This window comes from Pseudomonas syringae (genome assembly GCF_021606685.1).
Lineage (GTDB): Bacteria > Pseudomonadota > Gammaproteobacteria > Pseudomonadales > Pseudomonadaceae > Aquipseudomonas > Aquipseudomonas syringae_R.
Genome location: NZ_WKCB01000009.1, coordinates 49,479 through 74,414, shown reverse-complemented (window position 1 = coordinate 74,414; position 24,936 = coordinate 49,479). Strand labels below are relative to the sequence as shown.

Annotated in this window: 21 protein-coding genes; 9 read left to right on the top strand and 12 right to left on the bottom strand. The window is 61.8% G+C overall.

Annotated elements, in window-relative coordinates; genetic code table 11:
- Window positions 1-200 precede the first annotated feature (200 nt).
- Window positions 201-2,855 (bottom strand): DNA gyrase subunit A, encoded by a 2,655-nt coding sequence (gene gyrA / locus GIW02_RS05980; protein WP_236418711.1) that lies wholly within the window; start codon window positions 2,853-2,855, stop codon window positions 201-203.
- A 424-nt stretch (window positions 2,856-3,279) separates the two neighbouring features.
- On the bottom strand, window positions 3,280-4,350 hold the full coding sequence (gene mtnA, locus GIW02_RS05975; RefSeq protein ID WP_236418709.1) for an S-methyl-5-thioribose-1-phosphate isomerase: 1,071 nt from the start codon (window positions 4,348-4,350) through the stop codon (window positions 3,280-3,282).
- A gap of 109 nt (window positions 4,351-4,459) precedes the next feature.
- Here mtnA and GIW02_RS05970 point away from each other — a divergent pair, with 109 nt between their 5' ends.
- The 4 genes from GIW02_RS05970 (at window position 4,460) to GIW02_RS05955 (ending at window position 8,142) form a co-directional block, all read left to right on the top strand.
- Window positions 4,460-5,791 (top strand): TRZ/ATZ family hydrolase, encoded by a 1,332-nt coding sequence (locus tag GIW02_RS05970; protein ID WP_236418707.1) that lies wholly within the window; start codon window positions 4,460-4,462, stop codon window positions 5,789-5,791.
- 64 nt (window positions 5,792-5,855) lie between these two features.
- The gene (gene ubiG, locus GIW02_RS05965) at window positions 5,856-6,554 is read left to right on the top strand and encodes a bifunctional 2-polyprenyl-6-hydroxyphenol methylase/3-demethylubiquinol 3-O-methyltransferase UbiG (protein ID WP_236418705.1); all 699 of its coding nucleotides are present in this window, start codon (window positions 5,856-5,858) and stop codon (window positions 6,552-6,554) included.
- A 4-nt stretch (window positions 6,555-6,558) separates the two neighbouring features.
- Window positions 6,559-7,230, top strand: coding sequence for an N-acetylmuramic acid 6-phosphate phosphatase MupP (gene mupP / locus GIW02_RS05960; protein WP_236418703.1), 672 nt, complete (start codon window positions 6,559-6,561; stop codon window positions 7,228-7,230).
- Window positions 7,231-7,401: 171 nt separating this feature from the next.
- Window positions 7,402-8,142 (top strand): YciK family oxidoreductase, encoded by a 741-nt coding sequence (locus GIW02_RS05955; RefSeq protein WP_236418701.1) that lies wholly within the window; start codon window positions 7,402-7,404, stop codon window positions 8,140-8,142.
- Window positions 8,143-8,273: 131 nt separating this feature from the next.
- Here the strand turns inward: GIW02_RS05955 and GIW02_RS05950 are convergent, their stop codons facing one another.
- Genes GIW02_RS05950 through GIW02_RS05925 form a run of 6 tightly spaced genes read right to left on the bottom strand, consistent with a single transcriptional unit; the run spans window position 8,274 to window position 14,434 of the window.
- Entirely contained in the window at window positions 8,274-9,788 is a 1,515-nt protein-coding gene (locus GIW02_RS05950) for an ABC transporter substrate-binding protein (RefSeq protein WP_236421796.1), read from the bottom strand.
- 32 nt (window positions 9,789-9,820) lie between these two features.
- Window positions 9,821-10,792 carry an ABC transporter ATP-binding protein gene (locus GIW02_RS05945; protein WP_236415268.1) on the bottom strand — a complete coding sequence of 324 codons (972 nt, stop codon included), beginning with the start codon at window positions 10,790-10,792 and terminating at the stop codon, window positions 9,821-9,823.
- Window positions 10,789-11,745: an ABC transporter ATP-binding protein gene (locus GIW02_RS05940; protein ID WP_236415270.1), complete on the bottom strand. Its 957-nt coding sequence runs from the start codon at window positions 11,743-11,745 to the stop codon at window positions 10,789-10,791. Before GIW02_RS05940 ends, GIW02_RS05945 begins: the two co-directional genes overlap by 4 nt.
- The gene (locus tag GIW02_RS05935; RefSeq protein WP_236415279.1) at window positions 11,742-12,599 is read right to left on the bottom strand and encodes an ABC transporter permease; all 858 of its coding nucleotides are present in this window, start codon (window positions 12,597-12,599) and stop codon (window positions 11,742-11,744) included. The genes GIW02_RS05940 and GIW02_RS05935 overlap by 4 nt, the downstream gene beginning before the upstream one ends.
- On the bottom strand, window positions 12,596-13,543 hold the full coding sequence (locus GIW02_RS05930) for an ABC transporter permease (protein WP_236415281.1): 948 nt from the start codon (window positions 13,541-13,543) through the stop codon (window positions 12,596-12,598). Before GIW02_RS05930 ends, GIW02_RS05935 begins: the two co-directional genes overlap by 4 nt.
- A gap of 3 nt (window positions 13,544-13,546) precedes the next feature.
- Window positions 13,547-14,434, bottom strand: a complete 888-nt coding sequence (locus tag GIW02_RS05925; RefSeq protein ID WP_236415283.1) for a proline iminopeptidase-family hydrolase — start codon at window positions 14,432-14,434, stop codon at window positions 13,547-13,549.
- Between the two features lie 183 nt (window positions 14,435-14,617).
- Here GIW02_RS05925 and GIW02_RS05920 point away from each other — a divergent pair, with 183 nt between their 5' ends.
- Window positions 14,618-15,382 (top strand): LuxR family transcriptional regulator, encoded by a 765-nt coding sequence (locus GIW02_RS05920; protein ID WP_236415285.1) that lies wholly within the window; start codon window positions 14,618-14,620, stop codon window positions 15,380-15,382.
- A gap of 93 nt (window positions 15,383-15,475) precedes the next feature.
- On the top strand, window positions 15,476-16,408 hold the full coding sequence (locus GIW02_RS05915; RefSeq protein ID WP_236415287.1) for a proline iminopeptidase-family hydrolase: 933 nt from the start codon (window positions 15,476-15,478) through the stop codon (window positions 16,406-16,408).
- A 50-nt stretch (window positions 16,409-16,458) separates the two neighbouring features.
- Here the strand turns inward: GIW02_RS05915 and GIW02_RS05910 are convergent, their stop codons facing one another.
- A complete protein-coding gene (locus GIW02_RS05910; protein ID WP_236421795.1) occupies window positions 16,459-17,961 on the bottom strand; it encodes a nucleobase:cation symporter-2 family protein in 1,503 nt (500 codons plus the stop codon).
- A 158-nt stretch (window positions 17,962-18,119) separates the two neighbouring features.
- Between GIW02_RS05910 and GIW02_RS05905 the strand changes: the two genes are divergently transcribed.
- On the top strand, window positions 18,120-18,953 hold the full coding sequence (locus GIW02_RS05905) for a nucleoside-binding protein (RefSeq protein WP_236415291.1): 834 nt from the start codon (window positions 18,120-18,122) through the stop codon (window positions 18,951-18,953).
- A gap of 128 nt (window positions 18,954-19,081) precedes the next feature.
- Here the strand turns inward: GIW02_RS05905 and punC are convergent, their stop codons facing one another.
- A complete protein-coding gene (gene punC / locus GIW02_RS05900; protein WP_236415293.1) occupies window positions 19,082-20,272 on the bottom strand; it encodes a purine nucleoside transporter PunC in 1,191 nt (396 codons plus the stop codon).
- A 122-nt stretch (window positions 20,273-20,394) separates the two neighbouring features.
- On the opposite strand from punC, the gene punR reads away from it, so the two are divergent.
- Window positions 20,395-21,309 (top strand): DNA-binding transcriptional activator PunR, encoded by a 915-nt coding sequence (punR, locus tag GIW02_RS05895; RefSeq protein ID WP_236415295.1) that lies wholly within the window; start codon window positions 20,395-20,397, stop codon window positions 21,307-21,309.
- Between the two features lie 21 nt (window positions 21,310-21,330).
- Here punR and GIW02_RS05890 read toward each other — a convergent pair whose 3' ends face one another.
- Complete coding sequence (locus GIW02_RS05890) at window positions 21,331-22,500, bottom strand: aspartate aminotransferase family protein (RefSeq protein WP_236415297.1); 1,170 nt, start codon at window positions 22,498-22,500, stop codon at window positions 21,331-21,333.
- A gap of 103 nt (window positions 22,501-22,603) precedes the next feature.
- Here GIW02_RS05890 and GIW02_RS05885 point away from each other — a divergent pair, with 103 nt between their 5' ends.
- The gene (locus GIW02_RS05885) at window positions 22,604-23,509 is read left to right on the top strand and encodes a LysR family transcriptional regulator (protein WP_236415299.1); all 906 of its coding nucleotides are present in this window, start codon (window positions 22,604-22,606) and stop codon (window positions 23,507-23,509) included.
- Between the two features lie 127 nt (window positions 23,510-23,636).
- On the opposite strand, the gene fabV is transcribed toward GIW02_RS05885, so the two are convergent.
- Window positions 23,637-24,830 carry an enoyl-ACP reductase FabV gene (gene fabV / locus GIW02_RS05880; RefSeq protein ID WP_236415301.1) on the bottom strand — a complete coding sequence of 398 codons (1,194 nt, stop codon included), beginning with the start codon at window positions 24,828-24,830 and terminating at the stop codon, window positions 23,637-23,639.
- Window positions 24,831-24,936 lie beyond the last annotated feature (106 nt).

Here is a 24,936-nt window from a genome sequence, read left to right as displayed (position 1 = left end):
CGCAAACATATCAGGCGACACCCGATCCAATGTGGGAGCGGGCTTGCTCGCGAAAGCGGTGGGTCAGTCAGCTTATGTGCCGCTGACACTCCGCAATCGGGAGCAAGCCCCCTCCCACAATTGAATTCTCATCGCTGTCGATATTTCCATCCGGACAAACAACAAGGGGGCGAATCTTCATCCGCCCCCTGTGTGTCCGCTTATTCCTGCGGTTCTTCTTCGTCTGCGGCAGCGTCGAGGGTTGGCTCGTCAACGTTGTCATCGCCTGCTGCGATCACCTCGCCTTCGAATTCCTCACCTTCCAGCTCGTCGCCTTCGACTTCCGAAGGCTCCTGTACACGCTCCAGGCCGACCAGTTTCTCGTCCTTGGCCAGCTTGATCAGGGTCACGCCCTGCGTGTTACGGCCCAGGCTCGACACTTCAGCCACACGGGTACGCACCAGGGTGCCCTGGTCGGAAATCAACATGATTTCCTCGCCGTCGAGCACCTGGACCGCGCCGACCAGACGGCCGTTGCGGTCGTTGCTGACCATGGCGATCACGCCCTGGCCGCCACGCTTGTACTCCGGGAACTCGCTGATGGCGGTGCGTTTGCCATAACCACGCTCGGAAGCGGTGAGGATCTGGCTGCCTTCTTCCGGGATCAGCATCGAAATCAGCTTCTGCCCTTCCGGCAGACGCATGCCGCGCACACCGCGAGCGGTACGGCCCATGGCGCGAACGTCGGATTCCTTGAACCGCGTAACCTTGCCACCGTCGGAGAACAGCATGACTTCACGCTCGCCATCGGTGATCGCGGCGGAGATCAGCACGTCACCTTCATCCAGCTCCAGGGCGATCAGGCCCACGCTGCGCTGACGGCTGAAGGATTCCAGCGGGGTCTTCTTCACGGTGCCCTTGGCGGTGGCCATGAAGATGAAGTGACCTTCGGTGTATTCCTCGACCGGCAACATGGTGGTGATGTATTCATCACTGTCCAGCGGCAGCAGGTTGACCAGCGGGCGACCACGGGCGGCACGCGAGGCTTCCGGAATTTCGTAAGTCTTGAGCCAGTACACCTTGCCCTTGCTGGAGAACAGCAGCAGCGTGGTGTGGCTGTTGGCGACCAGCAGGTGAGCAATGTAGTCCTCATCCTTCACGCCGGTAGCCGATTTACCTTTACCGCCACGACGCTGAGCCTGGTACGCAGCCAGCGGCTGGGTCTTGGCGTAGCCGCCGTGGGAGATGGTCACCACGCGCTCTTCTTCCGGGATCATGTCACCCAGGGTCAGGTCGAGGCGCGCGTCGAGGATCTCGGTGCGGCGCACGTCGCCGTATTCGGCGCGGATCACTTCCAGTTCTTCGCGGATCACTTCCATCAGGCGCACGGCGCTGTTGAGGATGCGGATCAGCTCGCCGATCTGGTTGAGGATCTCCTGGTACTCGGCCAGCAGCTTCTCGTGCTCCAGACCGGTCAGGCGGTGCAGGCGCAGCTCGAGGATGGCCTGGGCCTGTTCCGGCGACAGGAAATACTTGCCGTCACGCAGGCCGTATTGCGGGTCCAGGGTCTCCGGGCGGCACGAGTCGGCACCGGCACGTTCAACCATCGCCACCACGGCGCTGGATTCCCACGGCATCTTGATCAGGGCTTCTTTCGCTTCCGACGGGGTCGGCGAGGCCTTGATCAGGGCGATGACCGGGTCGATGTTCGACAGCGCAACCGCCTGGCCTTCCAGGATATGGCCGCGCTCGCGGGCCTTGCGCAGTTCGAACACGGTACGGCGGGTCACCACTTCGCGACGGTGACGGACGAAGGCTTCCAGCAGATCCTTGAGGTTCAGGATGCGCGGGCGGCCGTCGATCAGTGCCACCACGTTGATGCCAAACACGCTTTGCAGCTGGGTCTGGGCGTAGAGGTTGTTGAGGATCACCTCAGGCACTTCGCCACGGCGCAGCTCGATCACCACGCGCATACCGTCTTTGTCAGACTCGTCGCGCAGCTCGGTGATGCCTTCAAGCTTCTTCTCTTTAACCAGCTCGGCGATCTTCTCGATCAGACGCGCCTTGTTCAGCTGGTAAGGGAGTTCGGTGATGACGATCTGCTGGCGACCACCGACCTTGTCGATGTCTTCGATCATCGAGCGGGCGCGCATGTAAATGCGGCCGCGACCGGTGCGGTAGGCTTCGATGATGCCGGCGCGGCCATTGATGATCGCAGCCGTCGGGAAGTCCGGGCCGGGGATGTATTGCATCAACTCATCGACGGTCAGCTCTGGGTTGTCGATGAGGGCCAGGCAACCGTCGATGACTTCACCGAGGTTGTGCGGCGGGATGTTGGTGGCCATGCCCACGGCGATACCGCTGGAGCCGTTGACCAACAGGTTGGGGATCTTGGTCGGCATGACCGCCGGGATCATTTCGGTGCCGTCGTAGTTCGGCACCCAGTCCACGGTTTCTTTGTGCAGGTCGGCCAGCAGCTCGTGCGCCAGCTTGGTCATGCGCACTTCGGTGTATCGCATGGCGGCGGCGTTGTCGCCGTCCACGGAACCGAAGTTACCCTGGCCGTCTACCAGCAGGTAGCGCAGGGAAAACGGCTGGGCCATCCGAACGATGGTGTCGTACACCGCAGTGTCGCCGTGAGGGTGATACTTACCGATCACGTCACCGACAACACGGGCAGATTTCTTGTACGGCTTGTTCCAGTCGTTACCCAGCTCGCTCATCGCGAACAGCACACGCCGGTGCACGGGCTTCAAGCCATCGCGCGCATCAGGCAGTGCCCGACCGACAATTACGCTCATCGCGTAGTCGAGGTAGGACTGTTTCAGCTCGTCTTCGATATTGACCGGGAGGATTTCTTTGGCCAGTTCGCCCATGAGAAGCCTGATTCCTTTTTCGGGTGAAACCTCGTTGCATCCATATGGGATGAACGAAGCTCGCCGCTGCCGGCAGAGTGCCTGACAACGACTTACGACAAATCAACGAGTTATGACACGGATCTGCACGTTATAGGCTACCCCTCGGGGCAGCCCTGGAAACCGCCGGATGTTATCACAATCGCCGCCACGCACCTATCCCCCTGATGCGCATGGAGCATAGTAAGTTGACGGGTGACAGGCTTGAGAGGGACGAGAGAGGCTCAGAGGTGGGGTGGTGCTGTTTTTTGAGGGTAAATCCGAGGGATTTATTGACTTTAAAGGCCATTCGGGAGCAAGCCCCCGCCCACACTTGATCTGTGAACACAGTCAAAATGTGGGAGGGGGCTTGCCCCCGATAGCAATTCAACAGGCACCAAACCCCTCAATGCAGGCGCTTACGGCACATCAACTTGGCCAGCTTGGCGGCGTCCGGCCGCTCGACAACGCCTTTTTCGGTGACGATCACGTCGATCAAGTCCGCCGGGGTCACGTCAAACACCGGGTTGAACGCCTGCACCTCCAAGCGCTGCCCATTAGCCTCCAGCAATTCAGCCGGATCGCGCTCTTCCAGGGCAACATCCTCGCCAGTGGCCATCATCAGGTCCAGGGTCGAACTCGGCGCCACCACCATAAAGCGCACGCCGTGGTGCATGGCGCACACCGCCAACTGGTAGGTGCCGATCTTGCTGATCACGTCACCATTGGCCGCGATGCAATCGGCGCCGACGATCACCCAGGTCACGCCCTTGGTCTTGAGGATATGCGCACCCGCCGAGTCGGCATTCACCGTGACCGGGATGCCCTCGCCTGCCAGTTCCCAGGCCGTCAGCCGCGAACCCTGCAGCCACGGGCGGGTTTCGTTGGCGTAGACCTGTTCGACCAAGCCCTCCAAAAAGGCCGCGCGAATCACCCCAAGGGCCGTGCCGACGCCGCCCGTGGCCAGTGCGCCCGCATTGCCGTGGGTCAGGATCGCCTGCGCGTTGCCCTGGTGCTTGCGAATCCGCTCGACGCCCAATTGGGCCATGACGAGGTTGGCTTCGCGGTCGCTCTCATGGATCGCGATGGCTTCCGCCTCCAGCACCGCCAGCGGGTCGGCGTGCTGCTTGACGCGGTCCAGGCGGTCGCGCATGCGCTTGAGGGACCAGAACAGGTTGGATGCGGTCGGACGCGTATCGGCCAATAGCGCGTAGTCTTCTTCCCACGCAGCCTGCCAGTCACCGCCTTGGGCGATCCGCTCACGGGCGGCGAGCACCAGCCCATACGCTGCGCTGATCCCAATGGCCGGCGCGCCACGCACCACCATCGAGCGAATGGCCGCTGCCACGTCCTCGACCGTGACGCAGACTACCCAGCTTTGCAGGGCCGGCAGCGCACGTTGATCGAGCAGGTGCAGTGCGCCATCACGCCAATCGATGGCCTTCACTTTCTCCGCTGCCAACAGTCGATCGCGCATCCCTCACCCCGTACTCATCAACAAAAGCCGCCGATTATAGCGATCCGCCAGCCCGGACGCTCGGGTATACTTCGCCCTTCTTTTATAGCTGCCCCGGAAGAAGCCCGCGATGACCTCCACTGCCGCCCCGCTCGACGTGCTGTTACTGCCGACCTGGCTGGTACCTGTCGAACCCGCCGGCGTGGTGCTCAAGGAGCACGGCCTGGGCATCCGCGATGGGCGCATTGCGTTTATCGGCCCTCGCGCCGCGGCCCTCAAGCTGGCAGCCCGCGAAGTACGCGAACTGCCTGGCATGCTGCTCAGCCCCGGCCTGATCAACGCCCACGGGCATGCGGCGATGAGCCTGTTTCGCGGCCTGGCCGATGACCTGCCGCTGATGACCTGGCTCGAAAAGCACATCTGGCCCGCCGAGGCCAAGTGGGTCGATGAAGCCTTCGTACGCGACGGCACCGACCTGGCCATCGCCGAACAGCTCAAGGGCGGCATCACCTGCTTCAGCGACATGTACTTTTTCCCCAAGGTCGCCAGCGACTGCGTGCACAACAGCGGCATGCGCGCGCAGATCGCGATTCCGATCCTCGACTTCCCGATCCCCGGCGCCAGTACCGCCGATGAGGCGCTCCGCCAGGGCATCGAGCTGTTCGGCGACCTCAAGCACCACCCGCGCATCAAGATCACCCTGGGGCCCCACGCGCCCTACACGGTGTGCGACGCCAACCTGGAAAAGATCCGGGTAATCGCCGAAGAGCTGGACGCCACGATCCACATGCATGTGCACGAAACCGCCTTTGAGGTACAACAGGCCGTCGAGCAGAGCGGCGAGCGCCCGCTGGCCCGCCTCGGTCGCCTCGGGTTGCTGGGCCCGCGCTTCCAGGCCGTTCATATGACCCAAATCAGCGAGGAGGACCTGGCTTTGCTGGTAGAAAGCAACACCAGCGTTATCCACTGCCCGGAATCCAACCTGAAACTGGCCAGCGGCTTTTGCCCGGTGGAGCGTCTGTGGCAGGCTGGGGTCAATGTGGCCATCGGCACCGACGGCGCCGCCAGCAACAATGACCTGGACCTGTTGGGCGAAACCCGTACCGCCGCGATGCTGGCCAAGGCCGTCGCGGGCTCGGCGACCGCCCTGGATGCCCACCGCGCCCTGCGCATGGCCACGCTCAACGGCGCCCGCGCCATGGGCCTGGAAAACGAAATCGGCTCGCTGGAAGTCGGCAAGGCAGCAGACATGGTGGCCTTCGATCTTTCCGGGCTGGCGCAACAACCGATCTACGATCCGGTCTCACAGCTTATATATGCCACCGGGCGCGATTGCGTGAAACACCTTTGGGTCGCCGGCAAACAGTTGCTCGACGACCGGCAATTGACCCGCATGGATGAGCAACAGTTGACCGCCACGGCCATTGCCTGGGGCCAACGCATCAGCGGGCACAGCGAATAACGCCGGCCTTGAACCCTGACGTTCAGGGCTGACACACCGATTTATCAGATTTAGAGGATTCACCATGAGCAACGTCGACCACGCCGAAATCGCCAAATTCGAAGCCCTGGCTCACCGTTGGTGGGACCGCGAGAGCGAATTCAAACCCCTGCACGACATCAACCCGCTGCGGGTCAACTGGATTGACGAGCGCGTCAACCTGGCCGGCAAGAAGGTGCTGGACGTCGGCTGCGGCGGCGGCATCCTCAGCGAAGCGATGGCCCAGCGCGGCGCCACCGTGATGGGCATCGACATGGGCGAGGCGCCGCTGGCCGTGGCCCAGCTGCACCAACTGGAATCCGGCGTGAGCGTGGAATACCGCCAGATCACCGCCGAAGCCCTGGCCGAAGAGATGCCCGAGCAGTTCGACGTGGTGACCTGCCTGGAAATGCTCGAGCACGTACCCGACCCGTCCTCGGTGATCCGTGCCTGCTTCCGCATGGTCAAGCCCGGCGGCCAGGTGTTCTTCTCCACCATCAACCGCAACCCCAAGGCTTACCTGTTCGCGATCATCGGCGCCGAATACATCATGAAGCTGCTGCCACGCGGCACCCATGACTTCAAGAAATTCATCCGCCCTTCCGAGCTGGGTGCCTGGAGCCGTCAGGCCGGGCTCACCGTGAAAGACATCATCGGCTTGACCTACAACCCGCTGACCAAGCACTACAAGCTGACCAGCGACGTTGACGTCAACTACATGATCCAGACCCTGCGCGAGGAGTAAGCCTGTGAAGTTGCGAGCGGTTCTCTTCGATATGGACGGTACCCTGCTGGACACCGCGCCGGACTTTATCGCCATCTGCCAGGCCATGCGCGCCGACCGCGGCCTGGCGCCGATCAACCCGCAGCACATCCGCGATGAAATCTCCGGCGGTGCGCGGGCGATGGTCGCCGTGACCTTCTCGATGGACCCCGAATCCCCAGGCTTTGAAGAGCTGCGCCAGGAGTTTCTCGAGCGCTACCTCAAAGGCTGCGCGGTCCATAGCAAACTGTTCGACGGCATGGCCGAGCTGCTGGAAGACATCGAAAAAGCCAAGCTGATCTGGGGCGTGGTCACCAACAAGCCGTTGCGCTTTGCCGAGCCGATCATGCAGCAGTTGGGCCTGGCCGAGCGTTCGGCGCTGCTGATCTGCCCCGACCATGTGAAGAACAGCAAGCCGGACCCGGAGCCGATGATCCTGGCGTGCAAGATGCTCGACCTGGACCCGGCCAGTGTGTTGTTCGTGGGCGATGACCTGCGCGATATCGAGTCCGGCCGCGACGCCGGCACCCGTACGGCGGCGGTCAGCTATGGCTATATCCACCCGGACGACAACCCACGCCATTGGGGCGCCGATGTGGTGGTGTATCACCCACTGGAATTGCGCAAGGTGCTGGATAACGCACTGTGCAGTTGCTGAGGCCTATGGAGATCTAAATGTGGGAGCGGGCTTGCTCGCGAAAGCTGTGTATCAGTCAATCAATGTGTTGACTGACCCACCGCCTTCGCGAGCAAGCCCGCTCCCACAGGGGATCTTCGCTGTTCTCAAGCCTGGTGTTGGCAATCTGTTGAATTTCTGTCGAGGTTGTTTATGTTTGATTACTCCGCACGTCCAGAACTGCTCAAAGGCCGGGTCATCCTGGTGACCGGCGCCGGTCGCGGGATTGGCGCGGCGGCGGCAAAAACCTATGCCGCCCATGGCGCTACCGTGCTGTTGCTGGGCAAGACCGAAGCCAACCTGGCCCAGGTGTACGACGAGATCGAAGCCGCCGGCCACCCCCAGCCGGTGGTCATTCCGTTCAACCTGGAGACCGCCCTGCCGCATCAGTACGATGAGCTGGCGGCGATGATCGAAAAGGCATTCGGCCACCTCGACGGCCTGCTGCACAACGCGTCGATCATCGGCCCACGCACGCCGATCGAGCAGTTGTCCGGTGAGAACTTCATGCGGGTGATGCACGTGAACGTCAACGCGATGTTCATGCTCACCAGCACGCTGCTGCCGCTGCTCAAGCTGTCCCAGGATGCGTCGGTGGTGTTCACCTCCAGCAGCGTCGGGCGCAAGGGCCGCGCGTATTGGGGCGCTTATGGGGTGTCGAAGTTTGCCACTGAAGGCTTGATGCAAACCCTGGCCGACGAGCTGGACGATGTGGCGGCGGTTCGCTCGAATAGCATCAACCCAGGCGGTACGCGCACCAGCATGCGCGCCCAGGCGTACCCGGGGGAAAACCCGATGGAAAGGCCGGCGCCGGAAGAGATCATGCCGGTGTACCTGTACCTGATGGGGCCGGACAGTGCTGGCATCAATGGGCAGGCGTTTGATGCGCAGTAAGCACTGACACAACTGAGATCAAATGTGGGAGGGGACTTGCTCCCGATGGCGGTGGGTCAGCACTTAATTCAGTGACTGACACTCCGCCATCGGGAGCAAGCCCCCTCCCACATTTTGTATCGCAGTGTTCTTTAGTTCTTCACGACTTCTTCAAGGGTGAAGCGCCCCAGTGGGTTCTGCAGGAAATTACTCACGTTCTTGCGTGAGATGTTGATGTACGGGCTGTAGTACAGGTCGATCCAGTTCACATCCTGTTTCGCCAGTTTCTGCAGGTCGACGTACATCTGCTCACGCTTGACCGGGTCCGCCTCGATCCGCGCCGCCGCCACCAGCGCCTTGACCTTGTCGTTCTTGTAGCGGGTCATGTAGTTCTGGTTGGTGTCGTGGCCCAGCACGAATGTGGTTTTCTGGTCCGGGTCGAGGATGTCGTTGGTCCAGTACATCACCGAAATGTCGTACTCGCCGTCCACCAGCATCTGCCAGCTCTGGGTCGGGTCGACTTTCTGCAGGTTGGCGGTAACACCGACCTTGGCCAGTTGATCCTTGATGATCACGGCAATCTGCTCGTCGGCTTCGTTGCCGGCGTTGACCACGTAATTGAGCTTCAAGTCCTTGGCACCGGCCTGCTCCAGCAGTTTCTTGGCCGCTGTCGGGTCATACGAGCGTTGCAGGTTGTTGGCGTAGTGGTACAGCGAGCCTTTCGGGATGTAGGAATAGGCCACGGTGCCCTGCCCGTAGGTGGCGGCTTTGACCAGCGATTGCTTGTCGATGGCCATGTCCAGCGCCTGGCGCACTTCAGGCTTGGCCAGCAGGCCGTGCTCGTGGTTGATCAGCAGGTGATCTTCACGGGTGGAGGGGTCGGCGTGGATCACCACGTTCTTGTCTTTCTTGAGTTCTTCAACCCGCGAGAACGGTACGAAGATCGCCGTGTCCAGTTCGTTGTTCTGCACCATGCGCATACGGGTGTTGTCGTCGGTGACCGACACCCATTCCACGCCATCCAGGCGTACGTTCTGGGCCTGCCAGAAATTCGGGTTCTTTTTCAGGATCACCCGATCCCCCTTGCGCCACTCGTCCACGGTGAACGCGCCGGACGTCACCGGGTTTTCCGAGTAAGCCTCTTCGCCGACCTTGGTCATGGCTTTTTCCGACAGGATCGATACCGTCGGCGAGGCCAGTTGCGAAAGGAACGCCACTGCTGGGGTTTTCAAGGTCACCACCAGGGTTTTCGGGTCTGCGGCCTTGGCTGTGTTGATCAGGCTGAACGAGTCGCTCCACAGCGAAGCTTTGTTGTCGCGGATGCGCAACAGGCTGAACGCCGCATCGTCGGCGGTGATCGGCGAACCATCGGAGAATTTCGCATCACGCAGCGTAAAGGTGTAGGTCAGGCCGTCCTTGGAAATGTCCCAACTTTGCGCCAGGCCCGGCTCCATCTTGGTGCCCAGGTTATCCACGCGCACCAGGGTGTCGTAGACGTTGGCGAACACCCAGGTATCGCGGTTCTGCGCGCTTTTGATCGGGTCGAACGTGGTGCTGTCTTCACGGCAGCCGATGGTCAGCACACCGGCGGCCTGGGCCAACCCGGCCGTAAGCGACCAAGCGGTCAACGTAGCGGCGGCAAGCAACTTCAAATGGCGCGATTGCATATCACAACTCCTTGTTAATGAATGGCAGAGGGTTAAAGCAAAGGTTCTTCAAGCACGCAACTGTACCGATGCTCGTGCAGGAAATGGGTCGGCGGCAACACCTCGGAACACAGCGCGCGCGCATGCCGGCAACGTGGGTGAAAGGCGCAGCCTGTAGGCAAATTCAGGGGGCTCGGGGGCTCACCCGGCAAAGGCTCCGTAGGCAACGGCCGATGCGGATCAATCTCGGGAATCGCCTGGATCAACGCCGCCGTATACGGATGGCGTGGCGCGGTAAACACCGCCTCCACCGGGCCTTCCTCGACGATCTTGCCCAGGTACATCACCGCCACGCGGTCGCACAGGCGCCGTACGATGGCCAGGTCATGGGCGATAAACAGGATCGCCAGGTTCATGCGTTGTTGCAGTTCCAGCAACAGGTTGATGATCTGGCCCTGGATCGACACGTCCAGGGCCGCCACGCATTCATCAGCGATGATCAAGCGCGGCTCCACCGCCAATGCTCGGGCGATGCCCACGCGCTGGCACTGGCCGCCGCTGAGGGAACCGGGTTTACGGCCCGCCAGCTCAGGGCGCAGGCCCACCAGATCGAGCAGCTCAACCACGCGCGCCGGGATCTGCTGCGGGCTGACTTTGCGTTGCACCCTTAGCACTTCGGCGAGGGTTTCGCCGATGGTGTGGCGTGGGTTCAGCGCCGCATAAGGGTCCTGGAAGATCATCGCGGTTTCATGCCGCAGGCGGGTGATGTCGATGGCGCTGCCGTGGGCCATGTCGATACCGTCAAACAACACCTGCCCGGCGCTGATCGGGTTGAGGTGCAAAATCGCCCGACCGAGCGTGCTTTTACCGCTGCCGGACTCCCCGACCAGGCCCAGGGTTTCGCCGGCGGCCAGGGTCAGCGACACCCCGTTCACCGCCCTCACCCACTGCTTGTTCAGGCCGAACAGGCCACTGCCGGACGCCGCGAAGCGCACTTCCAGATCCTTGATTTGCAGCAGGCTCATGGGTGCACTCCCAGCGGGTAATGACAGGCGACGCGCGCGCCTTCCGGCAGCACTTCGGTACACAACGCGCCGACCTGCGGGCAGCGTGGGTTGAAACGGCAACCGGTGGGCAACGCATCCAGCAACGGCGGCTGGCCGGGGATGGTACGCAGCAAGGCATGGCCGCTGCTGTGGGCCGGCTGGCAGTCGATCAGGCCCGCGGTGTAAGGGTGCTGTGGATGCGCCAGCAGCTCGTATTTACTGCCGTGTTCGCACAGGCGTCCGGCGTACATCACCGCGATGGAATCGCAGGTCTGCGCCACCACGCCGAGGTCATGGGTAATCATGATGATCGACAGGCCGCGCTGGTCACGCAGGTCCAACAGCAGGCGCAGGATTTGCGCTTGCACAGTCACATCCAGGGCGGTGGTCGGCTCGTCGGCGATCAGCACTTTAGGGTTGCAGCCGAGGGCCACGGCGATCATCGCGCGCTGGCGCATGCCGCCGGAAAATTCGTGAGGATAGTTGTCGACCCGCGCCTGGGGATCGGGAATGCCGACCTGGCGCAGCACCTCGATGGCCTGCCGGCGCGCATCCTTTTTCGACGCGCCCTGATGCAGGCGAATGCCCTCGGCAATCTGCTCGCCGATGCGCATCAACGGGTCAAGATGGCTGCTGGGGTTCTGGAAAATCATGCCCAGTTGCCCGCCGCGCATGGCGCGCATGCCGGCATCATCCAGTTGCAACAGGTCCTGGCCGGCCAGCCGTACCGCGCCGCCCTGCACCCGCAGGCTCGGCGACGGCAGCAAACGCATCAGGCCGCGACAGGCCATGGTCTTGCCCGAACCGCTCTCACCCACCAGGCCGAGGATTTCGCCTTCGTCCAGGTCGAAAGACACACGGTCGACCAGGGTCACATCGCGCCCGGTGTTGTTGGCGATCACGCTCAGGTCCCGAACCTGCAACAGACTCATGCGCGATCTCCCAACACTTGGGCCACGCCATCGGCCAACAGGCTGAAACCCATGGCCAGGGTCACGATAGCCAGGCCCGGAAAAGTGCAGATCCACCAGGCGGTGGTGATGAACGCCTGGCCTTCGGCGACCATCGTGCCCCACTCGGCGGTCGGCGGTTGCACGCCCAGGCCCAGGTAGCTCACGGCCGCGCCGTTGAGCAGCACCAGCACTGCGTCAGACATGGAAAACACAATCGAACCGAACATGGCGTTAGGCAACAGGTGACGAAACAGAATGCGCCCATGGCCAAAGCCCAGGCTCTTGGCGGCCAGGGCAAAGTCACTTTCCTTGAGCACCAGGATCTGCGAGCGGATCAGCCGCGCATACGACACCCAGCCCACCAGCGCCATGGCGATATAAAAACTCTGCAAGCCCGGGCCAAGGATGGCCATGATCGCCAGCATCAACACCAGGAACGGGAACGCCAGGATCACGTCAATCACACGCATGCAGAAACTGTCGAAACGCCCGCCGATATAACCGGACACCGCGCCGATGAAGGTGCCGATCATGAACGGGAAAATCACCCCGACAATCGCCAACTGCAGGTCGATGCGTGCGCCCCAGATCACCCTCGACAGTATGTCCCGGCCATAGTTATCTGTGCCCAAGGGGTGCGCAAGGCTGGGGCCGAGCAAACTGATCTCGGTGTTTTGCGCAATCGGGTCATAGGGGGCGATCCACGGCGCAAACACCGCCAGGGCGAACCACAGCAGCAGAATCAGCAGGCCCCAGGCAGCCGTCAGCCGGCCATTGCGAAACCCAAAGCGCAGGCGCAAACGCCACGGGGCAATCAACGGGCGGCTGCTCATTGCATCTTTACCCGTGGGTCGAGGGTCACCGTCACCACATCGGCGATGAAGTTGACCACCACCGTGGCGCAGGCCAGCACCATGGCCACGCCTTGAACCACCATGTAGTCGCGGGTGAAGATGCCGCGCACCAGCAGTTGGCCGATGCCGGGAATCGCGAACAGGCTTTCAATCACCACCGTGCCGCTGATCAGCCAGCCAATGTTCACCGCCAGCAGGTTCACCGCCGGCACCAGGGAATTGGGCAACACATGGCGCCGAAACACCGCCGCTTCCGCCAGGCCACGCGCGCGGGCAGCGGTGACGTGATCGGCCTGCAACTCCATCAACATGCTGGCCCGCAGGTTACGCACCAGCACTGCCGACAGCGCAAGGGCGATGGTCAGGCAGGGCAACACCATGTGGTGGGCCTTGTCCAACCAGGTCCGCCCGTAGCCGGATACCGGGAACCAGCCCCACTGCACGCTGAGCAACAGGATCAACATCAGGCCCAGCCAGAACGCCGGCATGCCCAGGCCCACGGTGGTGAACACGCGGATCAGGTTATCCGCCCAGCCGCCTTTGTTGCGCGCAGCCAAGGTCGCCAGCGGAATCGCGATCAGCAGCGCGAGCACCACGCTGCCGAGCACCAGCACCAGCGTCGGTTCGATACGGGTGACGATCAGCTTCAGGGCATCGACCTTGTACAACAACGATTGGCCGAGGTCGCCCTTGAGCAGGTTTTTCAGAAAGTAAAAATATTGCAGCCACAAAGGCTGGTCGAGGCCGTACTGGGCGCGGATTTTCAGCAAGGCATCGGGTGTGCTGCGCGAACCCAGCAGTGCGCGCGCCGGGTCACCCGGGATCGAACGCACCAGCACAAAGGTAATCAGGCTGATGCCCAGCAGCACCGGCAGCAACTGCAGTGGCCGGGACAACACAAAACGGTAGCGCGCCAGGTTCATCGGTCAGCCTCGGTGGCGGGCGAGAAAATCCAGCAGCACCGGAAAATACGCCTGGGGTTCTTCATAAAACGGCATATGGCTACTGTTGGGGAAGACGTGTAGTTCGGCGTGCCTGGCCGCCATCTTCATGCGCATCGCGCAGGCCGGGGTGAGTTCGTCGTGCTGGCCCGTGGTGATCAGCATCGGCATGGTGAAACCGGCCATTTCGGCAATACGGTTCCAGTCTTTGAGGTTACCGACGTAGAGGAATTCGTTGGGGCCCTGCATGGTTTCGTAGGGCCCCATGTTCCAGTCGCCGAGGGAGCGTTTGATCGGCTCGGGCCATTCGTCCAGGCGGCACACGTGGCGGTAGTTGAGCAAAGTGATCGCCGCCTGGTATTGCGGGTGGTCCAGGGTGCCCATGGCTTCGTGGCGTTGCATCATGGCCACGGTTTCGCTGCCGAGGGCGCCGCGCAGGCGCTCCAGCTCTTGGGACAAATGCGGAATGTCGCCGACGGTGTTTTCGAGGATCAGGCTTTTCAGGGCATGGGGATAGTGGATGGCGTATTCGATACCCAGCCAGCCGCCCCAGGAATGCCCGAGCAAGTGCACACGGCCGAGGTCCAGGGCCTGGCGCACGGTTTCGACTTCTTCGACATAACGGCCGATTTCCCACAAGGAAACGTCAGTGGGTCTGGCAGAAGCGCCGGTGCCAAGCTGGTCGAATGCAACCACTCGCAGGTTATGGTCCTTGAGCCAGCCATGGGCGTCGCGCAAGTAGTCACACGGCAGGCCCGGGCCGCCATTGAGGCACAGCAGCACCTCATCGCCTTCGCCAAAGCTGTAGACCACGAGGTTGTGGCCGTCGACTTGCACGTTGTACTGCCGGTCGGGGGCAATTTCACGCCACATGCATACATTCCTTGTGTTGTATCGGCCTGGCAGGTAGCGGCCGTTTATCAGGCCAACACTACCGAGGATGCCGTGCGTCCATAACCTAGCAGTTCTTATAGGTTTGGCCTGGCAGTCCTTCGCCGGGGCGTGGCATTCTACTTGCAGCAAGTCGAGATTCAAATGAATTCGGGAGCAGAACGGATGCTGGCCAAGCTAACTGCCTTCAATAATCGTCTGATGCCGGGCAGGAGCCTGGATGAGCAGATGGACAACACCTTTATACTCGCCCAGCAGTTGGGCTTCGATGCGCTGGTGTACGACTACACCCCGGTGCCAATCGACCTGGAGGGTGGGCTGATCACGCCCTCGGTGCTGGAGTTGCGCAATACCCCGGCAGACTGGCACGCGCTATGGTGCAGCCAGGGGTACTACCAGATCGACCCGGTGCAACACCTGGCGCTGAGCAGCGTGTCGCCATTCGTGTGGTCTTATGAAGCGAAGGCCGACACGGCCCTGCAAAAGATCATCGACCCCTGCCACGCGCCCGTTTCGTCCTACCTGCATGACCAGCAATTGACCTGCGGTGTCAGCGTGCCGATGCACCTGCCCCGTGGCGGCTTCGCGTCGTTGACAGGCCTGCGCACCGGTAAAGCGCACACCGTGCTGCAGGATGCGCAGCAGACGCTGTCGGATTTCAGCCTGATTTCCCACGCCTTGCAGGAAGCAGCCTACCCGCTGTTCAGCAAAGAGCTACGCACCTACCCGCATATCCACCTGACCAAACGCGAGCGCGAGTGCCTCAAGTGGGCCGCCGACGGCCTGACCGCCGCACAAATCGCCACGCAATTGAGCCGATCGCTGGCCGTGGTCACTCTGCACCTGGCCTCGGCGATGCATAAACTGGGGGCCAGGAACCGCGTACAGGCGGTGGTTCGCGCCACCCATTACCGCCTGCTTGAGGACTGAACCTGAGTAAAAACCTAGCTGTTTTGCTAGTTACCTAAAGTTTTTGCGCGGACTATCGTGTCTCTGATCTTTTTTTTCAGAGCAGGGTACGAAATGGAATTCATCGAAAAAATCCGCGAAGGGTATGCGGCGTTTGGCGACCACCAGACCTGGTACCGCGTCACCGGCGACCTCTCCAGCGGCCGCACGCCACTGGTGGTCATCCATGGCGGCCCCGGCTGCACCCACGACTATGTAGACGCGTTCAAAGACGTCGCCGCCAGCGGCCACGCCGTGATCCACTACGACCAGATCGGCAACGGCCGTTCCACTCATTTGCCCGACAAAGGCCCCTCCTTCTGGACCGTCGAGCTGTTCCTCGCCGAGCTGAACAACCTGCTGGACCACCTGCAGATCAGCGACAACTACGCGATCCTCGGCCAGTCCTGGGGCGGCATGCTCGGCAGTGAACACGCGATTCTGCAGCCCAAGGGCCTGCGCGCGTTCATCCCGGCCAACTCGCCGACCTGCATGCGCACCTGGGTCAGCGAAGCCAACCGCCTGCGCACGTTATTGCCCGCAGGCGTGCATGAAACCCTGCTCAAGCATGAAGCCGCCGGCACTTACCAGGACCCGGAATACCTCGCCGCCTCGCGTGTGTTCTATGACCACCACGTGTGCAGGGTCAACCCGTGGCCGGAAGCAGTGGCGCGCACTTTCGCCGCCGTGGATGCAGACCCCACGGTGTACCACGCCATGAGCGGCCCGACCGAGTTCCATGTGATCGGCAGTTTGAAGGACTGGAAATCGACGGGCCGCCTGTCGGCAATCAATGTGCCGACCCTGGTGATCTCCGGGCGCCACGACGAGGCCACGCCGCTGGTGGTCAAGCCGTTCCTGGACGAAATCGCCGATGTGCGCTGGGCGCTGTTTGAAGACTCCAGCCACATGCCCCATGTGGAAGAACGCCAAGCGTGCATGGGGACGGTGGTGAAGTTTCTGGATGAGGTGTGCTCAGTGCCGCACAACGTGCTCAAGGCGGGCTGAATTCAAATATGGGAGGGGCAAGTCGAATCGTCGCACTGCCCCTCCCAGTGTCAGACCTCTGTGGTTTCGGGTCTTGCGGTGTGCTTAGGCACTTCCGCCACCAATGGGATCTCCCTGCCCTCGGCATCAAACAGCTTGCCGCCTTTGAAGTAATCCCCGTCACGCAGCTGCGACACATCGCGAAAGCACAGGCTGCGCTCCGTCCCCGCCACAAACACCGACTGCTGGTCCGAGTTACCGGCGGTAAAGTGGTTGAACGCCAAATTCAGCAGGATCGCCATGATCGCCGACGAACTGATGCCCGAGTGGAAGATGGTCGCGAACCAGCTAGGGAACTGATCGTAGAAACTCGGCGCGGCGATCGGGATCATGCCAAAACCGATGCTCGTGGCGACGATGATCAGGTTCATGTTGTTGCGGTAATCCACCTTGGACAGGGTGCGAATACCACTCGCCGCCACCGTACCGAACAGCACAATCCCGGCGCCGCCGAGCACGGAGGTCGGCACCGCGGCAATCACCCGGCCCATAAACGGCAGCAGGCCGAGGACCACCAGGAACAGCCCTCCGGTCGCCACCACAAAGCGGCTCTTCACCCCGGTCACCGCCACCAGGCCGACGTTCTGGGCGAAGGCGCTCTGGGTGAACGAGCCGAAAATCGGCGCAAACATGCTCGACAGCATATCGGCGCGCAGGCCGTTGCCCAGGCGTTTGGAGTCGACTTTGGTGTCGATGATCTCACCCACTGCCAGGATATCCGCCGAGGTTTCCACCAGCGTCACCATCACGACGATGCACATGGAAATGATCGCCGCCACATGAAAGGTCGGCATCCCGAAATGGAAGGGCGTCGGGAAACCGAACATCGGCCCCTGGGTCACACCGGAGAAATCGGCCATGCCCAGCAGCACCGCAATCACGGTGCCGATCACCATCGCCAGCAGGATCGACAAGCGCGAGATGGTTGCGCTGCCGATCTTGCTCAGCAGCAGCACCAGCACCAGTGTCAGCGCTGCCAGGCCGATATTGGGCATGCTGCCGAAATCCGCTGCGCGGCTATTGCCGCCCATGGCCCAGCGCGCCGCGACGGGCATCAGGGTCAGGCCGATGGTGGTGATCACGATGCCCGTGACCAACGGCGGGAAGAACTTGGTGATCCGCGAAAACACCGGGGTGATCAGTAGCCCGATCAACGACGCGGCCATCACCGCGCCGAGAATCGCCGGCACACCGCCGGCGCCGTCGCTGCCGACAATCGCCACCATGGTTGCCACACCGGCAAACGACACGCCCTGCACCAGCGGCAACTGACAGCCAAAAAACGGCAGGCCCAGGGTCTGCAACAGCGTAGCCAGGCCTCCGGCAAACAGTGACGCGGCGATCAGCAAGCCGATGTCCGCCGGCGACAAACCGGCTGCCTGGCCGACGATCAACGGCACCGCGACGATACCGCCGTACATGGTGAGCACATGTTGCAGGCCGTAAGCCATGTTGGCGGCGACGCCAAGGTTCTCATCTTCCGGCCGCTGCGGTGACGCCTTAGGGATAGTCATGGTGAGGGGTTCTCTGTTTTTGTTGTGCGGCCACTGTATGCAATGTTTGGACTGTATGTCCATAGAGTTGTATACAATCTATCGAACAAGATACCCTCCGACGGCGTTACAAAAACAATCCGGCCGTGATGAGCCAGAACGCCAAAGGACCTAGAACAATGAAAAAGGCATTACAGGGCGCCACCGTCGCACTCACCCTCCTCGGCGGCGGGGAGGCTGTCGCGGTGGAATGGATGAACAACAGCCTGGGGTTCCGTTACGGCCAGCAGTTCACCAACCCGAACAACCCCGACGCATTCAGCAAGCGCATCTACAGTTTCACCCACGCCAGCGGCTACCGCTACGGCAGCAATTTCCTCAACCTGGATGTGTTCCTGTCCGACAGCCGCGACCCACGCAAGGGCACCGACCACGGGGGCAGCGAGGTGTACGCGGTGTACCGGCACCAGGTGTACGCGTCACGGGTGTTCGATGTGCCGCTGGGTACGGGCTTGATCAAGGATTACGCACTGACCCTGGGCTTTGACGCCAACCGCAACAACAATTTTGCCTCGGCGAAAAAGCGCGCCCTGGTGCTCGGCCCGACCTTGAAATTCAACACGGTCGGGGTACTGGACCTGAGCGTGATGTACTACAAGGAAAGGAACCACACCGGCATCCCCGGTGCGCAGGAGTCAAACCACACCTTTGACGACACCTACATGCTCAACCTGACGTGGATGCGCCCGTTCGAGGTCGCCAACCACGCGGCGAAATTCCAGGGGTTTATCAATTACGTCGGGGAAAAAGGCGAGGACTACCATGGCCGTGATACTGCGCCGGAAGCGCTGATGCGCACGGCGCTGATGGTGGCAGTGCGACCGGGCAAAAGCGTGAAGCCGAACCTGTATCTAGGGGTGGGCTACGAGTACTGGCATAACAAGTTCGGGGTGGATGGCGGTCGGGGTACTCGGACCTCTACGCCGACGCTGAATATGGAAGTCACCTTCTAAACCCCTGAAGAAATGCGCTCAAAATGTGGGAGGGGGCTTGCCCCCAATTGCAGTGTGTCAGTACCCAATAGACTGGCTGATACACCGCTATCGGGGGCAAGCCCCCTCCCACATGTTGAAACGTTTTATCACTCCAGCTCAGTGGCCATCTGGGAGCCATCCACCTTGGGCCGCGCCAACCAATAACCCAACACCGCCAACGGCGCGGTCGCCAGCATCACGATCACGGTGATCAGCAACGGTTGCTCGATCATCGACGACACCAGCAGGCTGCTGAGAAAACACAGGCCCAGCTGCAAGGTGTTTTGCAGTGCCGCCGCCTTGCCGGAATTTTCCGCAAAAGGCATCAGCGCATTCGCTACCACTATCGGGTAGCTGGCGCCGTTGACCAAGGCCATCAGGCAGAACGGGATCAACAAGGTGGTGAGGGTCGGCACGCTCAACGTCGCAACCAGGTACAACGCAACCATGCTGATGCAGTAGGCCAGCAGCAACCAGGGCAGCAGGGTCTTGCCCGCCAAATGCTGCAGCGCGCTGCGGCAACTGTAGCCACCGATCAGGAATGCCAGCGTCGGCAGCACGTAGCTGAGGCCGATGTCATTGGGGCTGTAGCCCATGTCGCCGAGGATGAAAGGCGACGCGGTGAGCCAGGCGAAGAAACTGGCCGAGCAAGCAGCGAAGATCATCACGTTGCCGGTGAACACCCGAGACGTGAGCAACTGCCCATAGCTTAGGCGCGCAGACTCACCCTCAGGCGTCGGAGCTTTCGGCACACTGCGCAGGAAAACAGTCGGCAACAGCAACAGCAGCGAGACACCCAGCAACACGCCGAAGATCGCCTGCCAGCCACAGTGATTCAATACCATCGCCCCCAGCAACGGCGCCAGGGCCGGCGACAGCGACATCAGCGGCATGATGCTGGCAAACACGCGGTGCGCCTTGTCGGCCGGGTAACGGTCGATCACCAGCGCCTGCCAGCTCACGGCGGCGGAACACACGCCAATCGCCTGCATAAAGCGCAGCGCCAGCAACTGCGGTGCGGTCTCGACCCAGAACATCCCTGCGCACCCCAGCACAAACAGGCCAAGGCCTGCGAGCAGGATCGGCTTGCGCCCCAGCCGGTCGGACAACGGCCCCCACAGCAACTGCCCCAGCGCAAAGCCTGCGAGGAAAATACTCAAACTGGCGCCCACCGCGCCCGCGCCAATCTGCAACTGCTCGCCCATGGCGCCGAACGCCGGCAAGTACATGTCCATGGCCAGATAACCGAGCATGCTCAGCCCCGCCAGGTACCAAGTGAAACCAAAAGAATTTTTCATTGAAACCTTGTCGAACCTGCCATCAAACTATTTGCTGACTGGCGCCTATTATGAAGCTGACATTTTTCGTGTGAAGCGATAATAATTGGTCGCTCTTATCAATAATTTTAAAGGCAGCCGCCATGTGGTCCGAATATTCACTGGATGTGGTCGACGCGGTGGCCCGCCATGGCAGCTTCAGCGCCGCCGCGCAGGAATTGCACCGTGTGCCGTCGGCCATCAGCTACACGGTGCGTCAGCTTGAGGAGTGGCTGGCGGTGCCGCTGTTTATCAGGCGTCATCGCGACGTGGAGCTGACCCCCGCCGGTCGCCTGTTTATCGACGAAGCCCGTGGCGTGATGAAAAAAATGCTCGGCACCCGGCGTTTATGCCAGCAGGTAGCGAATGGCTGGAGCGGCCAGTTGAAGGTCGCCGTGGACTCCATCGTCAAACCCCAGCGATGCCGGCAGTTGGTGCTGGATTTTTATCGGCAGTTCCCCCACGTGGAATTGCTGCTGGAATATGAGGTGTACAACGGCGTGTGGGATGCCTTGGCGGATGAACGCACCGACATTGTGATCGGCGCCACCAGCGCCGTGCCGGTGGCCAGCCGCTTCACCTTCCGCGACATGGGCTTGTTGAACTGGCTGTGCGTGGTCAGCGCGCGGCACCCGTTGGCAAGCATGCAAGGCTTGCTCAGTGACGACCAGTTGCGCCCGTTCGCGTCGTTGTGCATGACCGACACCTCGCGCAACCTGCCCAAGCGCGACACCTGGACCCTGGACAACCAACGCCGCCTGGTGGTGCCCAATTGGGCCTCGGCCATCGATTGCCTGCGCGACGGCCTGTGCGTGGGCATGGCCCCGGCGCATCAGGTGTTGCCGTGGATCGAGCGCGGTGAGTTGGTGGCGCTGCAACTGACCCGGCCCTTCCCCGCCAGCCCGTCGTGCGTGGCCTGGGCACAGAACAAACTGTCCCCGGCGATGGCGTGGCTGCTGGAGTATCTGGGCGATACCGAGACCATGAACCAGGAGTGGCTGAATGGGCCAACGCCCTGAGGCCCCAGGAGCCAGCACATTTCAATCCAGTAGTCGGGTAATGGCACGCACGATCATCTCGACCTCTTTGGCATCCAGGGTCAGCGGCGGCAGCAGGCGAATAACCTTGCCCCGCGTGACATTGATCAGCAACCCATGCTCCTGCGCGGCACGCTGGGCCAGGTCGCGGTAAGGCCTGGCCAGCTCGATGCCGATCATCAGGCCCTGCCCGCGAATCGCCAGTACCTGCGGATGGTCGTCCAGCTCCATGCGTAAACGCGCCAACAAGCGTTCACCCTGCTGCGCAGCATTCTGCAACAAACCCTGCTCTTCAATAATCTCCAGCACTGTGCAACCCACCCGGCAGGCCAGCGGGTTACCGCCAAACGTGCTGCCGTGACTGCCGGGGGTAAACAGCTGGGCCACGGCGGCCCGGGCCAGGCAGGCACCGATCGGCACGCCGTTGCCGAGGCCTTTGGCCAGGGTCATCACGTCCGGCACGATGCCCTCATGCTGGAAGGCAAACCAGCGGCCGGTACGGCCAATGCCGGTCTGGATTTCGTCGAGCATCATCAGCCAGCCATGGCGGCTGCAGTGATCGCGCAACGCCCGCAAATACCCAGGGGGCGCGGGGAGCACGCCACTTTCGCCCTGGATGGGTTCCAGCAGGACCGCCGCAATACGCGCGCCGAATGTGTTGGTTAGCGCTTCAATGGCCGCCAGGTCGCCAAACCTGACCTTGAGAAAATCCCCCGGCAAACGCTGGAAGCCGAGGCGCACCGACGGCCCATCGCTGGCCGCCATGGTGCCCAGGGTGCGGCCGTGGAAGGCGTTCTCCATGACGATCACCAGGGGTTCCTCGATGCCTTTTTTCCAACCGTGCAACCGCGCCAGTTTCAGCGCCGTCTCGTTGGCTTCGGCCCCGGAGTTGTTGAAGAAGGCGCGGTCCAGGCCCGATAACTGCGTCAGGCGTTGGGCCAGGCGCTGTTGCCAGTCGATGCTGTAGAGGTTGGACGTGTGCAACAGCAAGCCGGCCTGTTCACGGATGGCTGTCACCAGTTTCGGATGAGAGTGCCCGACATTGGTCACCGCCACGCCCGCCACCGCGTCGAGGTATTCGCGGCCTTGCTGGTCCCACAGGCGCGTGCCCAGGCCACGGGTAAAACTCAAGGCCATGGGTTGATAAGTGGTCATCAGGCAGGCGGCGGTCATGGTGGCAGGCTCCAGCGCATCGTAAGGGTGGTCGAAGTATCGTTAGCCACCTCAGCTGGATAAACTGTGCTTTCCTGCAATGACTTTAAATCAGGGCTTGATAATGGATTTATTCCAGGCAATGTCGGTGTACGTAAAAGTGGTCGAAACCGGCAGCATGACCGCCGCGGCCCAGGCCTGTGGGCTGTCGACCACCATGGTCGGCAACCACTTGCGCGCCCTTGAGCAGCGCCTGGGCGTCAGCCTGCTCAAGCGCACCACCCGCAAACAAAGCCTTACAGAGTTCGGCGGGCAGTATTACCAGCGCTGCCTGGAAGTGCTGGGGCTGGTGGCCGACTCCGAGCAACTCGCCGAACAAGCCCACAGCGATGTGCCCAGGGGCACCCTGCGCATCACCGCCCCGCCGGTGTTCGGCACCGAACGGCTGACACCCGCCCTGAGCGAATTTTCCCAGCGCTACCCGCAGATCAACCTGTACGTAGAGCTGAGCAATGAGCGCGTGGACCTGGTCGACAGCGGCTTCGACGTGGCGATCCGACTCGGCGAACTGGAAACTTCCAGCCTGATCGCCAGGCCCATGCAAGCCTACACCCTCACCCTCTGCGCATCCCCTGCCTACCTGGCGCGACGTGGCACGCCGCAAACGCCCGAGCAGCTGCGGCATCACGACTGCCTGGCGTTCGCTTACCCTGCGACCGACAACTGGCGTGACACCGACAAACTGTGGCGCATGACTGGCGAGGGCGGTGAGGTGGAGGTTGCGGTGTCTGGCTCATTGACCATCAACAGCTCGCAAGGCTTGCGCCAGGCGGCCGTAAACGGCATGGGCATCATCATGCTGGCCGATGCATTGGTGCAGCCGGACCTGGACAGCGGCAAGCTGGTGGCCTTGCTGACCGACTATCAGCTGCCCAGCCGGCCGATGCACTTGCTGTATCGCCAGGACCGCTATCGCCTGCCGAAGCTGCGGGCGTTTGTGGATTTCGCCATGGAGAAGTGGGCACGCTGAACGAGGTGTACACAAAGCAAATGTGGGAGGGGGCTTGCTCCCGATAGCGGTGTGTCAGTTACTGAATGTGTAACTGAACCACCGCCATCGGGGGCAAGCCCCCTCCCACATTTTTTTCGACTGTGTCTTAGGCCTGGATCAGGCCATTGATCTTCACAGTCGGGTTCACGTCAGCGTCGTAGTCCACGCCGTCGATTTCAAAGCCGAACAAGCGCAGGAACTCAGCCTTGTAGCCGGCGAAATCGCTGATCTCGTTGACGTTTTCGTCGGTGACCTGGTTCCACAGGGCTGCCACGGCGTCCTGGACCTTGGGTTCCAGCTCGGCCAGGTCGGCACGCAGGCGGCCGTCGGCGTCGAGTTTCGGCTCGCTGCCGTACAGGCTGTCCTTGAACAGGCCGTAGACCTGCTCGATGCAACCCTCGTGGGTGCCCTGCTCTTTCATCACTTTAAACAGCAGCGACAGGTACAGCGGCATGATCGGGATCGCCGAGCTGGCCTGGGTAACCACTGCCTTGAGTACCGACACGCGAGCGTCGCCCTTGAGCGCAGCGAGGTTGTCGCGCAGGGTCAGGACTTTCTTGTCGAGGTCTTTCTTGGCTTCGCCGATGGAGCCATTCCAGTAGATATCCTGGGTCAGCTTCTCGCCAAGGTAGGTGAACGCGGTGGTCTTGGCGCCTTCGGCCAGCACATCGGCGTCACGCAGGGCGTCGATCCACAGCTGCCAGTCTTCGCCACCCATGACTTTCACGGTGCCGTCGATTTCTTCCTGGGTGGCAGGCTCAAGGGTGGTATCGACCACAACGCCCTTGTCGGTGTTGATACCGCGCAGGGTCACAGCCTTGCCGATCGGCTTGAGGGTGGAGGTGTGCACCACGCCTTGCGGGTCGGTACGGCGTGGCGCGGCCAGGCTGTAGACCACCAGGTCGATCTTGCCCAGGTCTTTCTTGATGGTTTCGATGGTCAGGCGCTTGATCTCGTCGGAGAACGCGTCGCCGTTGATGCTCTTGGCGTACAGGCCTTTTTCGACGGCAAACTTCTCGAACGCGGCGCTGTTGTACCAGCCGGCGGAGCTGAGCTTGCCTTCTTCGCCTTCTTTCTCAAAAAACACGCCCAGGGTATCGGCGCCGCAGCCAAACGCGGCACTGATGCGCGCGGCCAGGCCGTAGCCGGTGGAAGCGCCGAGGACCAGCACCTTTTTCGGGCCGCCTTCGATGACGCCGTTTTTGGAGACGTAGTCGATCTGTTCCTTGACGTTCGCTTCACAGCCAACAGGGTGAGCGGTCACACAGATAAAGCCACGAACCCGCGGTTTGATGATCATAAAATTTCTGCCTCTTCCAAGGTGCCGAAGGCCAGTGGTGGCCATTCAACTTCAATCGTACCGGTCTATGACGCCTGAAAAACCGAAGCGTCACGATAGTCGCAAA